A 14141-nucleotide genomic window follows, 5' to 3' on the forward strand; every position below is an offset into this window, starting at 1 on the left:
GCCGGTCGCGTTTGAGGGCTCGAAGAAGCGAGCCCGTTTGGAGTCAAGGGAATGAAAACAACAAGTTGTACTGTGGGCCGCCTGGTACTGGGCGCGATGATCGTCAGTTCGCTCGCCGTGACAGGCTGCGCGTACAACAGCAGTTCCGCCGACGTGTACACGTCATCGCAGGCCCAACGTGAAGAGACCGTACGCATGGGCATGGTCGACAGCGTGCGCGCCGTGAAGATCAGCACGAACAACGGTCAGCCGAGCGGCATCGGCGCGGTGGGCGGCGGCGCGCTCGGCGCGGTCGCGGGCAGCGCGATCGGCGGCGGCCGTGGCTCGATCCTGACGGGCATCGTCGGCGGGCTGGCGGGCGCCGTGGCAGGCAACACGATCGAGAACAGCACCGCGATGCGCGACGGCGTCGAAATCACGGTGCGCCTCGACAACGGAGACATGCGCGCGATCACGCAAAGCGCGACGGGCGAAATCTTCCAGGCCGGCGAGCGCGTGCGTCTGCTGTCGAGCGGCGGCGTGACCCGCGTGACCCACTGACGCGTTCCCGCGGACGCAATCCATTTCCCTGCCGACGGCGCGCTCTCGCGCCGTGACGGCAACCTCACACGCATGTGCTCCCCTGTGCATGCTTTTTTTTTTCGTCTCTCGTTTGCGCATCGCCGCATGAGCTGCGCATTCTTCGACAGACGTTGCCCGCGCGCGAGCCCACCGCGTCGTCGCCGGCACGAAACACAAGACGCACAAGTCGAACACCAGACGAAAAAATCCCGCCGCCAGTTGCCCGGCGGCGGGATCAGTTTGATCGAGTAGCCCTACTCAATCGCCGGACGCATGCTGGATGCGTCCGTTGCGGCATCAGCTCTTACGGACGGCTGCCCGTCGGGAACGGCCATGCTGCCGCCGGGTTCAACGCGGTCTTGACCGTAGCAGCCGGCGCCGTCGAAGCAGCGGGCGCAGCGGGAGCAGGTGCTGCCTTCTTCGCAACAGCCTTCTTCGCAGGCGCAGCCTTCTTCGCAGGCGCAGCGGCCTTTTTCGCGGCAGCCTTCTTCGCAGGCGCAGCCTTTTTGGCAGCAGCCTTCTTAGCGGGCGCCTTCTTCGCAGCGGCCTTCTTCGCCGGTGCTGCCTTCTTCGCAGCAACCTTCTTCACGGCGACTTTCTTCGCTGCAACCTTCTTCGCTGCGACTTTCTTTGCAGCGGCCTTCTTCGCCGGTGCTGCCTTCTTCGCAGCAACCTTCTTCACGGCGACTTTCTTCGCTGCAACCTTCTTCGCTGCAACCTTCTTCGCTGCGACCTTCTTTGCAGCTGCCTTCTTCGCCGGTGCTGCCTTCTTCGCAGCAACCTTCTTCACGGCGACTTTCTTCGCTGCAACCTTCTTCACAGCGGCCTTCTTAGCCGGTGCTGCCTTCTTGGCGGGAGCCGCCTTCTTCGCGACGACCTTCTTTGCTGCAGCCTTCTTGGCTGCCGGCTTCTTCTTGGCGAGTGCCATCATTTTCTCCTTCAGGTTTCAGATGAGAGTCAGTTCAAACTACACCCTTCGTCAAAACCCGCTTCCCGCGGACGCTTCTCACGGCGGCCACTGCGAAGCGGGCTATTCATCGGCGTACGCAGCTCCAGCGCGCTTACGCTAATGAATACGGTAAGGCGCGCCGTGCCATCGGGCACAGCGCGCCAAGTCCAGTCGGCATCGGATGTCGACGCCGGCAATCGTTTGATCGAGCCGCTCGCTTTCGCGCGGACGGCTTTTTCCGGGGGGAAGTTTGCCCATCCCACTGAAGGGTTCGCAAAGTGCCTGTAATCTTTATGGGCCGCGGCATTCCGCGGCGCACCGGGCACGCTCTGCATCAGGCGGTCATGCTCCTCATCAAACTTGCCGCGGCACGGCCGGCGGCAACCCCATCAAATACATACGCGACGCGTTGGGTTACTCCCAGGACAGCGCGCCGCCGGTCTGATATTCGATAACCCGAGTCTCGAAGAAATTGCGTTCCTTCTTAAGGTCGATCATCTCGCTCATCCACGGGAACGGGTTTTCCTCGTTCGGGAACAGCGGATCGATACCGATCTGCTGGCAACGGCGGTTGCAGATGAAGCGCAGATAGCTCTTGAACATCGACGCGTTGAGGCCGAGCACCCCGCGCGGCATCGTGTCTTCTGCGTAGCGATATTCGAGGTCGACCGCATGCCTGAAGATCTCGCGGATCTCCGCGCGGAACTCCGGCGTCCACAGATGCGGGTTTTCGAGTTTGATCTGGTTGATCAGGTCGATGCCGAAATTGCAGTGCATCGACTCGTCGCGCAGGATGTATTGGTACTGTTCCGCCGCGCCCGTCATCTTGTTCTGGCGGCCGAGCGCCAGGATCTGGGTAAAGCCGACGTAGAAGAACAGCCCTTCCATCACGCACGCGAACACGATCAGCGACTTGAGCAGCTTCTGGTCTGCTTCGAGCGTGCCCGTCTTGAAGGCCGGGTCGGTGAGCGTGTGGATGAACGGAATCAGGAATTCGTCTTTGTCGCGGATCGATGTAACTTCGTGATACGCGTTGAAGATTTCACCTTCGTCGAGACCGAGCGACTCGACGATGTACTGGTAGGCGTGCGTGTGGATCGCCTCTTCGAACGCCTGGCGCAGCAGGAACTGGCGGCATTCGGGCGCCGTGATGTGACGATACGTGCCGAGAACGATGTTGTTCGCCGCGAGCGAGTCGGCCGTCACGAAGAAGCCGAGGTTGCGCTTGACGATGCGGCGCTCGTCTTCTGTCAGCCCGTTCGGGTCTTTCCAGAGCGCGATGTCGCGGGACATGTTGATTTCCTGCGGCATCCAGTGGTTCGCGCAGCCAGAGAGGTACTTCTCCCACGCCCACTTGTACTTGAACGGCACCAGTTGATTGACGTCAGTCTGGCCGTTGATGATGCGCTTGTCGGCGACATTCACGCGAGCTTCGGGAGCGACGGCCGGCGCATTCGATTGTGCCGACGGAGCAATTGCGATGTCGTTCGCGAATACTTGTTGAGCCGAGGGAGCTTGATGAGCGGAACGCGTTTGCACTTGCGAACCGACGGCCGTTCCCTCAGCGTTGCGCAACACGTTCGGTTGCGTCGCACTCGAGGGAGTTACGGCAGTGATCTCGTCATCCCAGTTGAGCATAAATGTCACCATCAATTTAGATCGGTTTGTACCATCTTTTCACGAGCGTTAAAAGGGTCCGCTCATGAAAAATCCTGTTTTCGAATCGCGTTGCGACCTTCATACAACACTTTGTTCATGAGTCAGTGAAGGTCACTCGATGCGAGTCGATCGAAACGTGTGTCGATGTAGCGCGATGCACGATCGAAAGAGCGTTGCTTCAGCGATGCGTGTGCGTTGCTTCGGCTTCGAAACGATTGCGTCTTCGTACACGTCGCGATGTTCTGTCGAAGCGGTCGGGCATGTGATGCATCGCCTGCTCGTCCGCTGCTTCGCGTGCTGCATTCGGCTTGCGGCTTCGTGTTTCCTCGCAGCCATCAACCGACGTGTAGCACGTGATGTTCCTCGCAGCTTCGCCTGACCGACTGCCCCGGCACATCGCCGGGCACACTGCGCGATGAATTGCCTGATCGAAGTGCTGCTCGAGTGTCGGCTCTCGCGCGTCTCGCTCGCTCGAAGCGCATCGGCTTCTGCTTTCGCGGCGCGTCATCGGAGTCTTGCCGGAATCTTGCTCGACGTTTTCGTGCGTGCTGCTTCGACTTCGCTTCGCGATGAGCGGCGCGTTCCGCCTGCGCCGCCCATCTCTTTCTGCGCGCCGCCGGCAAGAACCGGCGGCGGGTTACTGCTTGCTGCCGCTTGCTGCTGACAGCTGTACTGCGTGCAGTGCTGCCTGCCGACTGCGCGTGCTTACTGGCAGGCTTCACACTCTTCAAAGCCAGGGTCGCCCGGACGCATCATGCAGACAGGACCATCCGCTTCGGGTGCTGCTTCGGGTGCCGCTGCGGGCACTGCCGTTGCTACCGCGGCCGATGCCTGGAAGCCGCCCGTCACGCCCGACAAAGCCGCACCGCCGCCGACACCGAAACCACCCGCTGCGCCGCCTTCGCCACCGTCGCCCGACGGCACCGCGTTCAGCGCGCCGTGCGCGACCGTCGACTTCTCGACGTGCGTCGCCGCCATCGTGCGCAGGTAGTACGTCGTCTTCAGGCCGCGCAGCCATGCGAGCTTGTAGACCTCGTCGAGCTTCTTGCCCGACGCGCCCGCCATGTAGATGTTCAGCGACTGCGCCTGGTCGATCCACTTCTGACGGCGCGACGCCGCTTCGACCAGCCACGTTGCATCGACTTCGAACGCGGTCGCATAGATCGCGCGCAGGTCGGCCGGCACGCGGTCGATGCGCGACAGCGAGCCGTCGAAGTACTTCAGGTCCGCGACCATCACTTCGTCCCACAGGCCGCGCGCCTTCAGATCACGCACGAGGTAGTCGTTCACCACCGTGAATTCGCCCGACAGGTTCGACTTCACGTAGAGGTTCTGGAACGTCGGCTCGATACATGCAGACACGCCGATGATGTTCGAGATCGTCGCCGTCGGCGCGATCGCGACGCAGTTCGAGTTGCGCATGCCGTGCGTGGCGATGCGCGAACGCAGCGACGCCCAGTCCATCGACTCGCTCGAATCGACTTCGACGTAGCCGCCGCGTGCGTCGGCGAGCAGCTTCAGCGTGTCCTGCGGGAGGATGCCGCGATCCCACAGCGAGCCACGGTACGTCGAGTAGCGGCCGCGCTCTTCCGCGAGTTCCGTCGACGCCCAGTACGCGTAGTAGCAGACTGCTTCCATCGAACGGTCGGCGAACTCGACGGCTTCCTGCGATGCGTACGGCGTGCGCAGCACGTGCAGGCAGTCCTGGAAGCCCATGATGCCCATGCCGACGGGGCGGTGCTTCAGGTTCGAATTACGCGCCTTCGCGACCGCGTAGTAGTTGATGTCGATGACGTTGTCGAGCATGCGCATCGCGACGCTGATCGTGCGCTTTAGCTTGTCGTGGTCGAGCGCGAGCGTGCCGTCGGCCTGCTCCTTCAGATGCGCGACCAGGTTCACCGAGCCCAGGTTGCAGACGGCGATTTCGGCGTCGCTCGTGTTAAGCGTGATTTCCGTGCACAGGTTCGACGAGTGGACGACGCCGACGTGCTGTTGCGGCGAGCGCACATTGCACGGGTCCTTGAACGTGATCCACGGATGGCCCGTTTCGAACAGCATGCCGAGCATCTTGCGCCACAACTGCGCCGCCGGAATCTTCTTGAACAGCTTGATCTCGCCGCGCGCGACCTTGTCTTCGTAAGCCGTGTAAGCCGCTTCGAACTCGGCGCCGAACTTGTCGTGCAGGTCCGGGCAGGTCGACGGCGAGAACAGCGTCCAGTCGCCGCCTTCGAGCACGCGCTTCATGAACAGGTCGGGAATCCAGTTCGCCGTGTTCATGTCGTGCGTGCGGCGACGGTCGTCACCCGTGTTCTTGCGCAGCTCGAGGAACTCTTCGATGTCGAGGTGCCACGATTCCAGGTACGCGCACACCGCGCCCTTGCGCTTGCCGCCCTGGTTCACGGCGACAGCCGTGTCGTTGACGACCTTCAGGAACGGCACGACGCCTTGCGACTTGCCGTTGGTGCCCTTGATGTGCGAGCCGAGCGCGCGCACGCGTGTCCAGTCGTTGCCGAGACCGCCAGCGAACTTCGACAGCAGCGCGTTTTCCTTCAGCGCTTCGTAGATGCCGTCGAGGTCGTCGTCGACCGTCGTCAGATAGCACGACGACAGCTGCGAGCGGCGCGTGCCCGAGTTGAACAGCGTCGGCGTCGACGACATGAAGTCGAAGCTCGACAGCACGTTGTAGAACTCGATCGCGCGCGCTTCGCGGTCGATCTCGTTCAGCGAGAGGCCCATCGCGACACGCATAAAGAATGCCTGGGGCATTTCGATGCGCGTGCCGTCGACGTGCAGGAAGTAGCGGTCATACAGCGTCTGCAGGCCGAGGTAGCCGAACTGCAGGTCGCGGTCCGCGTCGAGCGCGGCGCCGAGACGCTTCAGGTCGAATTGCAGCAGCTTGTCGTCGAGCAGCTCGGCCTGCACGCCGCGCTTGATGAAGAGCGGGAAGTATTCGGCATAGCGGCCGGCCATTTCGGCTTGCGTGACTTCCTCTTCGAGGATCTCGCGGCGGATCGTGTGCAGCAGGATGCGAGACGTGACCTGGCTGTACGCCGGGTCCTTCTCGATCATCGTGCGCGCAGCGAGGATGGCCGAGTCGTAGACCTGGCTCATCGGTACGCCGTCGTACAGGTTCTTCACCGTCTCGGCGACGATCGGCTCCGCGTTCACCGCATCGCCCAGATTCGCGCACGCCGATTCGATCAGGCCGCGCAGCGCCGGCAGATCGAGCGGACGCGCGATGCCGTTGTCGGTCACGTTCAGACCCGACGTACCCGCCGGCGCCTCCGCCTCATGACCGCGCTCCTGGCTACGCTTCTCGCGATACAGCACGTAGGCACGCGCGACGTTGTGCTCGCCCGTGCGCATCAGCGCGAGTTCGACCTGATCCTGAATGTCTTCGATATGGAACGTGCCGCCGTTCGGACGGCTGCGCACGAGCGCACGGACGACGTTCTGCGTGAGCTGCTCGACCAGTTCGCGAACGCGCGCCGACGCCGCGCCCTGACCACCGTTGACGGCCAGAAACGCCTTCGTCACCGCGATGGCGATTTTCGACGGCTCGAACGACACCACACTGCCGTTGCGACGGATCACCTTGTAGTCGGCATAGCCCGTCTGCGTTGCGAGCGCCTGGTCGCCCTGTGCGGGCCCTTCGACGGGGCGGCCAGTGGGTGCGCCCTCGAACCGGGTCGTCACGTTGTCGGTCGTTTGCATGTGCAAAGCTCCTGGTCTTGGAATGGTGCGGAGTGATCCGCGGATTAGTACAAACGCTGCGCCACCCCGGACGCATGCGATAGGGCAAAAGAAAAGAGGCAGCGGGAACCGTAAAGCAGAGTGGCCGGATGCGACAGATCCGTTGGGACGTACGCCTTCATCATGTGTGTCGCGATCACTGACTGCGCCCTTTTCTTCGAAGCTGCGGGCGCGCCGGCTCTCTCAACCGACTGCGCCGCATCAAGTTTTTTCAATGCCGGGAATGCTGACGGCGCCATGCTCTCGGAGCGGGGCGCCGCCTGATCAACACAAGATATAGTGCATCGACTGCATTACGGCACGAAGTATAGTGTACTGAGTGGCTATCGCAAATTGTTTTATTTGGTCAGACGGTATTGACTTTTGGGTAGCCCGCGCCGGATGAAGGCGACGGCGGAACACAGCGATCTCGCGCTGCCGGTGCGGCATCGTACGAACGCGAAGTGACGTGCTTACGTCGTTATCGGCGCGCGCGACGACGGATGCAGATAGGGGAAGTACCGATCGGCGAGCGCCGTGTCGCGTTGCAGACGCGGCCAGTCGAAATGCGGACCGGGATCGGTCTTGCGGCCGGGCGCGATGTCGGCGTGACCGGCGAGCGCGTCGATTGCATAGTGCGCGGCGAGCGCCTGCACGAGCGGTGCGAGCGTCTCGTATTGCGACGCTTCGAACGGCGTCGTGTCGCTGCCTTCGAGTTCGATGCCGATCGAGAAGTCGTTGCAGCGCTCGCGTCCGAAGAAGTTCGACGCGCCCGCATGCCACGCGCGCTCGTCGCATGACACGTATTGCTCGAGCGCGCCGTCGCGACGGATCACGAAATGCGCGGACACGCGCACGCCGCGCAAATGCGCGTCGTAGTACGGATGCGCGTCGCAGTCGAGCCGGTCGAGGAAGAGATCGGTGATGCCCGCGCCGCCGAATTCGTTCGGCGGCAGGCTGATGTTGTGAACGACGATCAGCGTGGGACGCGCGCCGTTCGGACGCACCTCGAAATTCGGGGACGGCAGCTTGTGCGCTTCGTTGACCCAGCCGTTTGCATCGACGGTGAAACGCGCGGCAGTCGCTGCCGTCATCGCGCGTTGCGGCCCGCAGGACGGGCGGCGTAGCGCTTCGCGTGATCGTGCGAGCAGAACGTCTGCCCGTCGACCAGGACGGAATCGCTCTTCGGCGCGTGCACGCCGCATTCGACGCAGCGGATCATCGGCTCGGGAAGCTGGCCCGCGGCCTTGCTGTGCGCGCCGCCGCCCGCGTGACCATGGCTGCGTGTGCCCGCGTGCGCATCGGCACCCGTATGACCGCCCGCACCCGTGCGCGCCGTGCGCGACGAATCGGCGCGGCGCAGCGCCTTCACCAGCCACTGGCCGACGATGAACAACAGGATCAGCAGAAAAATTTGTCGCATGACACTCAGACCACAGGGCGGTGCAACAGCACCTCGAAAACGAAACGGCTGCCGACGTACGCGAGCAGCAGCGCGACGAACGACGCGAGCACCCAGCGCAACGCAGCGCGCCCACGCCAGCCGGACACTTTGCGCGCCGTCAGCAGCGCGCCGAACATGATCCACGAGAGAATCGCGAACACGGTCTTGTGATCGAGCTGCAGCGCGCGGTCGGCGAGCTGTTCGTTGAACAGGATTCCCGAGAGCAGCGTCAGCGTGAGCAGCACGAAACCCGCGCCGATCAGACGGAACAGCAGCGTCTCCAGCGTGAGCAGCGGCGGCAGCGTATCGAGCCAGCTCGACAGCCAGCCGTTCGCGGCTGCGGCGCCTTGCCGCGCGAGCGTGCCGCCGCGCATCGCGTGCAGCCGGCGCTCGACGAGCAGCATCAGCACCGCGTGCAGCGCCGCGATCGCGAAGAGACCATACGCGACGTTCGCGATCAGGAAGTGCAGCTTGAAGAGCGGATCGGCTGCGTACGACAGCACGTGAACGCCGCTGAATAACAGCGGCAGCAGCGACGCGACGCAAGCCAGCGGCAGGACGAGCAGGCGCAGGCCGTCGAGCGGAAAGAAGAAACTCTCGATCCAGTAGATGCCCGCGCCGAGCCAGAACATCGCGGAGAGCGCGAACGCGAAGCCGAACACCATCGCGTCGTGCGGGAAGATCGTCGTGTGCAGCAGCACGCCGTGTGCGAGCAGCGCGACGAGCAGCACGATGCGCGTGGTCATCGACATGCCCGCGGATGCTGCCGACGACAGCCCTCGCCCTCCGCCCGCCGGCAGCGGCGCCGCGGACGAAACGTGCCGCACGCTTTCGAGCATGGGCCGCACGGCCGTCTGGCGGTGCGCGCGCCAGCCCGCGACGGCGAGACCGCCGTACAGGAGCGCAGTGAGGGCATACAGTACAATATCCATATTCGAAGTTTACACTAGGCCCCTTCTCCATGACGTTTGCGACGTTGCGCTAGCGGCGTCGGCCGCTCTGGCGCGGTGACGAACGGGCCGCACTGCTCATCGCTCCCCATGCTCGACAATCTCACTCAACGGATGGCGCGCGTCGTCAAGACGCTGCGCGGCGAAGCCCGCCTCACCGAGGCGAACACGCAGGAGATGCTGCGCGAAGTGCGCCTCGCGCTCCTCGAAGCGGACGTGGCGCTGCCCGTCGTGCGCGACTTCATCGCGAAGGTGAAGGAGAAGGCGCTCGGCGAGGAAGTGATCGCCAGCCTGTCGCCGGGTCAGGCGCTCGTCGGCGTCGTGCAGCGCGAGCTGACGGCCGTGATCGGCGGCGACTACGAAGGCAAGGCCGTCGAGCTGGATCTCGCCGTCACGCCACCTGCAATCATCTTGATGGCGGGTCTGCAGGGCGCGGGTAAGACGACCACCGTCGGCAAGCTCGCGAAGCTGCTGCGCGAAAAGTACAAGAAGAAAGTGCTGACGGTGTCGTGCGACGTGTATCGCCCCGCCGCTATCGCTCAGCTCAAGACAGTGACCGAGCAGGTCGGCGCCGATTTCTTCCCGTCGCAGCCGGACCAGAAGCCCGTCGATATCGCGCGCGCCGCCGTCGACTGGGCGAAGCGTCACTATCACGATGTGCTGCTCGTCGACACGGCCGGCCGTCTCGGTATCGACGAAGCGATGATGAACGAGATCACGGCGTTGCATAAGGCGCTCGATCCGGCGGAAACGCTCTTCGTCGTCGATGCGATGCTCGGTCAGGACGCTGTGAACACCGCGAAGGCGTTCAACGACGCGCTGCCGCTCACGGGCGTCGTGCTGACGAAGCTCGACGGCGATTCGCGCGGCGGCGCGGCGCTGTCGGTGCGTCACGTGACGGGCAAGCCGATCAAGTTCGTCGGCGTCGCGGAAAAGCTCGACGGCCTCGAAATTTTCTATCCGGACCGGATGGCGAACCGGATTCTCGGCATGGGCGACATTCTCGCGCTCGTCGAGGAAGCGCAGCGCGGCGTCGACGTGCAGGCCGCGCAGAAGCTCGCCGACAAGGTCAAGAAAGGCGGCGACTTCGATCTGAACGATTTCCGCGCGCAGCTTTCGCAGATGAAGAAGATGGGCGGCCTGTCGTCGCTGATGGACAAGCTGCCCGCGCAGTTCCAGCAGGCCGCGTCGAATGCCGACATGGGCCAGGCCGAAAAGCAGATGCGCCGCATGGAAGGCATCATCAACTCGATGACGCCCGCCGAGCGCGCGAAGCCCGAGCTGATCAAGGCGACGCGCAAGCGCCGCATCGCGGCGGGCGCGGGCGTGCAGGTTCAGGAAGTCAACCGGCTGCTGAACCAGTACGACCAGATGCGCACGATGATGAAGAAGCTCAAGGGCGGCAACCTGCAGAAGATGATGCGCGGCATGAAGGGCATGATGCCGGGCATGCGCTGATCCCTTTCGGCCGCGTGCGCTCCTCCACGGATGCGAGCGCGCGGCAGCCATCTCGACCCGGTGCGTATGCCGAATAAAGGCGCGGGTATATGCTGTAGCGCACCGGGTCGTTGTCTCTCACACTATGTATACAGTTACCGCCCGCCAGACGTCATGAATCGCGAAGAAGCTCTCCACATTTTCCGCCACTCCGAAGAAATCGTTTCGGCCAGCGACGTCGACGCCTCCATCGGCCGCATGGCGAGCGCCATCCGCGCCGAGATGGCCGAAGACTTTCCGCTCGTGCTGTCGGTGATGGGCGGCGCGGCGGTGTTCACGGGCATGCTGCTGCCGCATCTGGACTTCCCGCTCGAGTTCGACTACATCCACCTCACCCGCTATCGCAACGCGATCAAGGGCAGCGCGGAGATGCAATGGCGCGTCGCGCCCGCCGAGTCGGTGAAGGACCGGGTCGTGCTGGTGCTCGACGACATCCTCGACGAAGGCGAAACGATGGCCGCGATCCGCGACCGCATCATGGCGATGGGCGCGAAGCGCTTCATGAGCGCGGTGCTGTGCGAGAAGATCATCCCGAAGGCGAAGCCGCTGCGCCCGGACTTCTGCGGCTTCGAAGTGCCGGACCGTTACGTGTTCGGTTGCGGAATGGACGCGAAGGGATACTGGCGCAATCTGCCCACCATTCGCGCGTTGACGGAAGGCGCTTGACGCTTTTCTGCTGATGCCCACATGAAATAGCGACCTCATGGGTCGCTTTTTTGTTGCTTCATCGATTCGGCTTCAAAGCTGATGCACAAAGGAGCGAATGCCGCCCAGCATCATTTCGACTGAAATCGCGACGAGCACGAGGCCCATCAACCGCTCGAAGGCCATCACGGTACGCTCGCCAAGCCATTGCTGGATACGCTCTGCCAACACCAGCACGATCGCGCAGACGATCATCGTCACCGTCAGCGCCGCCACCCATTGGGCCATCTTGCTCGGCGCCTGAGATGTCAGCAGCATCACCGTCGCGAGGGCCGACGGACCGGCGAGCGCCGGAATCGCGAGCGGCACGATCAGCGGCTCGGCGGCGCGCGAATCGGCGCCGAACGGACCATCGGGATGCGGAAAGATCATCCGCAGCGCGATCAGAAACAGCACGATCCCGCCGCCGATGCGCAACGACAGATCGGTCAGGCTCATCATCCGCAGAAAGCGGTCGCCGACGAGCATGAAGACCAGCAGGATCACGAACGCGGTGGCGACTTCGCGCAGAATCACGCGGATGCGCCGGTGAGGCGCAACACCCCGCAAGCAGTTGATGAAGAGCGGGATGTTGCCGAGTGGATCAGTGATGAGAATGAGCAGGACGGTCGCAGACAGGAAGCTGTACTCCACTGTCCGCTCCCGTCAGTGCGCGAGTGCCGCTTTGATCTTCTCGCTCACGAACTGCGCCGCGCCTTCGACGGGCAGCAGCGTGGCTTCCACATCGCGGCGGCCCTGGTACTCGATCTTGCCGTCCTTCAGGCCACGGTCGCCGATCACGAGACGATGCGGCACACCGATCAGCTCCCAGTCCGCGAACATCACGCCCGGACGCTCGCCGCGATCGTCGAGGATCACGTCGATACCCGCTGCGACGAGTTCCGCGTAAAGCTTGTCGGCGTGTTCGCGCACGGCGTCGCTTCGGTCATAGCCCATCGGGCACAACACGACTTCGAACGGCGCGATCGATTCCGGCCAGATGATGCCCTTCTCGTCGAAGTTCTGTTCGATCGCGGCGCCGAGGATACGCGTGATGCCGATGCCGTAGCAGCCCATCTGCATCGATTGCGGCTTGCCCGACTCGTCCAGATACTTCGCGTTCATCGCATCCGAATACTTGGTGCCGAGCTGGAACACGTGGCCGACCTCGATGCCGCGGCAGATCTCGATGACGCCCTTGCCGTCCGGCGACGGGTCGCCCTTCTTCACGTTGCGGATATCCGCGACGACAGGCTCGGGCAGATCGCGGCCCCAGTTGACGCCCGTCGTGTGGAAATCGACTTCGTTCGTGCCGACGACGAAATCGCTCATGTTCGCGACCGTGCGGTCCGCGATCACCTTGACCGGCTTCTTCGTGTTGAGCGGCCCGAGGTAGCCCGGCGGCGTGCCGAACCACTCGACGATTTCTTCTTCCGTTGCGAAGCGGTATTCGGCCAGGCCCGGCAGCTTGTTCGTCTTGATCTCGTTCAGATCGTGATCGCCGCGCAGCATCAGCAGCCAGATGGTCGGCTCGGCGCCTTCGTTCTCCACTTTGTTGTCGGTAGCGAGAACGATCGACTTGATCGTGCGTTCGAGCGGGATGTCCAGGTACTCGGCCACGGCTTCGCATTTTGCCTTGCCCGGAGTCGCCGTCTTCTTCAGCTCTTCCTTCGGCGCCGCGCGTTCGGCGATCAGCGGCAGCGCTTCAGCCGCTTCGACGTTCGCAGCAAAGTCGGAAGTCGGGCAATACGCGATGTCGTCCTCGCCCGTCTCCGCGATCACGTGGAACTCATGCGAGCCGCTGCCGCCGATCGAACCGTTGTCCGCCGCGACCGCGCGAAAATCGAGACCGAGGCGCGTGAAGATGCGCACGTACGCTTCGTACATCTTGCGATACGTCTCCTTCAGGCCGTCGAGATCCTTATCGAACGAGTACGCGTCCTTCATGATGAACTCGCGACCGCGCATCACGCCGAAGCGCGGGCGGATCTCGTCGCGGAACTTCGTCTGAATCTGATAGAAGTTCACAGGCATCTGCCGGTAGCTCTTGATCTGGTTGCGCGCGATGTCCGTGACCACCTCTTCGTGCGTCGGTCCCATCACGAAGTCGCTCTCCTTGCGGTCCTTGAAGCGCAGCAGCTCGGGGCCGTACTTTTCCCAGCGGCCCGATTCCTGCCACAGCTCCGCCGGCTGCACGGCCGGCATCAGCAGTTCGAGCGCGCCTGCCCGGTTCATTTCTTCGCGCACGATCGCTTCCACCTTGCGGATCGAGCGCAGGCCGATTGGCAGATAGTTGTAGATGCCGCCAGCGACGCGACGGATCATCCCGGCGCGAACCATGAGCTTGTGACTGACGATTTCCGCGTCAGAAGGCGCTTCCTTCAGGGTGCCGATAAAGAAACGGGAGGCTTTCATTCAGAATTTTCCAAAAGCGGCGGACCAAAAGGGCCGCCCGAAGAGGTAAGACGATGGGTTCGCGCGCCTGAGCGCGGGCCACACCAACACACGCCGAACAGCGATTGTCGCATGCGCCGGCATTTGCCCAACCGCGCTGGGAAGCGGCTCTCGCGGCGGCGGGCGCGACCTGTTACGTCCAATCGCGCCAATCTGGCGCGAAGCGGTGCGTCGGACCCGTTATCTGTTTATAATCAAAGCAATTTTAAAG

Annotated in this window: 12 protein-coding genes; 3 read left to right on the forward strand and 9 right to left on the reverse strand. The window is 63.3% G+C overall.

The genetic code is table 11. From position 1 onward, the window contains the following. The first annotated feature begins 51 nt into the window (after nt 1-51). The gene (locus BN2476_RS16250) at nt 52-540 is read left to right on the forward strand and encodes an outer membrane lipoprotein (RefSeq protein ID WP_087735200.1); all 489 of its coding nucleotides are present in this window, start codon (nt 52-54) and stop codon (nt 538-540) included. A gap of 325 nt (nt 541-865) precedes the next feature. On the opposite strand, the gene BN2476_RS16255 is transcribed toward BN2476_RS16250, so the two are convergent. The 7 genes from BN2476_RS16255 to BN2476_RS16290 form a co-directional block, all read right to left on the reverse strand. Continuing rightward, nucleotides 866-1489: a histone H1-like DNA-binding protein gene (locus BN2476_RS16255; RefSeq protein ID WP_087735252.1), complete on the reverse strand. Its 624-nt coding sequence runs from the start codon at nt 1487-1489 to the stop codon at nt 866-868. Between the two features lie 29 nt (nt 1490-1518). Further along, complete coding sequence (locus tag BN2476_RS16260; RefSeq protein WP_087735201.1) at nt 1519-1845, reverse strand: hypothetical protein; 327 nt, start codon at nt 1843-1845, stop codon at nt 1519-1521. 79 nt (nt 1846-1924) lie between these two features. Continuing rightward, entirely contained in the window at nt 1925-3148 is a 1224-nt protein-coding gene (locus BN2476_RS16265; RefSeq protein WP_087735202.1) for a ribonucleotide-diphosphate reductase subunit beta, read from the reverse strand. 726 nt (nt 3149-3874) lie between these two features. Next, on the reverse strand, nt 3875-6883 hold the full coding sequence (locus BN2476_RS16275; protein WP_087735204.1) for a ribonucleoside-diphosphate reductase subunit alpha: 3009 nt from the start codon (nt 6881-6883) through the stop codon (nt 3875-3877). Nucleotides 6884-7374: 491 nt separating this feature from the next. Next, the gene (ampD, locus tag BN2476_RS16280; protein WP_087735205.1) at nt 7375-7995 is read right to left on the reverse strand and encodes a 1,6-anhydro-N-acetylmuramyl-L-alanine amidase AmpD; all 621 of its coding nucleotides are present in this window, start codon (nt 7993-7995) and stop codon (nt 7375-7377) included. Beyond that, nucleotides 7992-8324, reverse strand: coding sequence for a PP0621 family protein (locus tag BN2476_RS16285; RefSeq protein WP_087735206.1), 333 nt, complete (start codon nt 8322-8324; stop codon nt 7992-7994). The genes ampD and BN2476_RS16285 overlap by 4 nt, the downstream gene beginning before the upstream one ends. A 5-nt stretch (nt 8325-8329) precedes the next feature. Next, nucleotides 8330-9277 carry a cytochrome C assembly family protein gene (locus BN2476_RS16290; protein ID WP_087735207.1) on the reverse strand — a complete coding sequence of 316 codons (948 nt, stop codon included), beginning with the start codon at nt 9275-9277 and terminating at the stop codon, nt 8330-8332. Between the two features lie 108 nt (nt 9278-9385). Between BN2476_RS16290 and ffh the strand changes: the two genes are divergently transcribed. Beyond that, nucleotides 9386-10753, forward strand: a complete 1368-nt coding sequence (ffh, locus tag BN2476_RS16295; protein ID WP_087735208.1) for a signal recognition particle protein — start codon at nt 9386-9388, stop codon at nt 10751-10753. 153 nt (nt 10754-10906) lie between these two features. Continuing rightward, nucleotides 10907-11458, forward strand: a complete 552-nt coding sequence (locus tag BN2476_RS16300) for a hypoxanthine-guanine phosphoribosyltransferase (RefSeq protein WP_087735209.1) — start codon at nt 10907-10909, stop codon at nt 11456-11458. A 72-nt stretch (nt 11459-11530) separates the two neighbouring features. On the opposite strand, the gene BN2476_RS16305 is transcribed toward BN2476_RS16300, so the two are convergent. Next, complete coding sequence (locus tag BN2476_RS16305; RefSeq protein WP_087735210.1) at nt 11531-12130, reverse strand: MarC family protein; 600 nt, start codon at nt 12128-12130, stop codon at nt 11531-11533. Nucleotides 12131-12142: 12 nt separating this feature from the next. Further along, complete coding sequence (locus BN2476_RS16310) at nt 12143-13891, reverse strand: proline--tRNA ligase (RefSeq protein ID WP_087735211.1); 1749 nt, start codon at nt 13889-13891, stop codon at nt 12143-12145. Nucleotides 13892-14141: the final 250 nt, after the last annotated feature.

Origin of the sequence: Paraburkholderia piptadeniae (genome assembly GCF_900007165.1) — a bacterium.
GTDB classification, from domain to species: Bacteria; Pseudomonadota; Gammaproteobacteria; order Burkholderiales; family Burkholderiaceae; genus Paraburkholderia; species Paraburkholderia piptadeniae.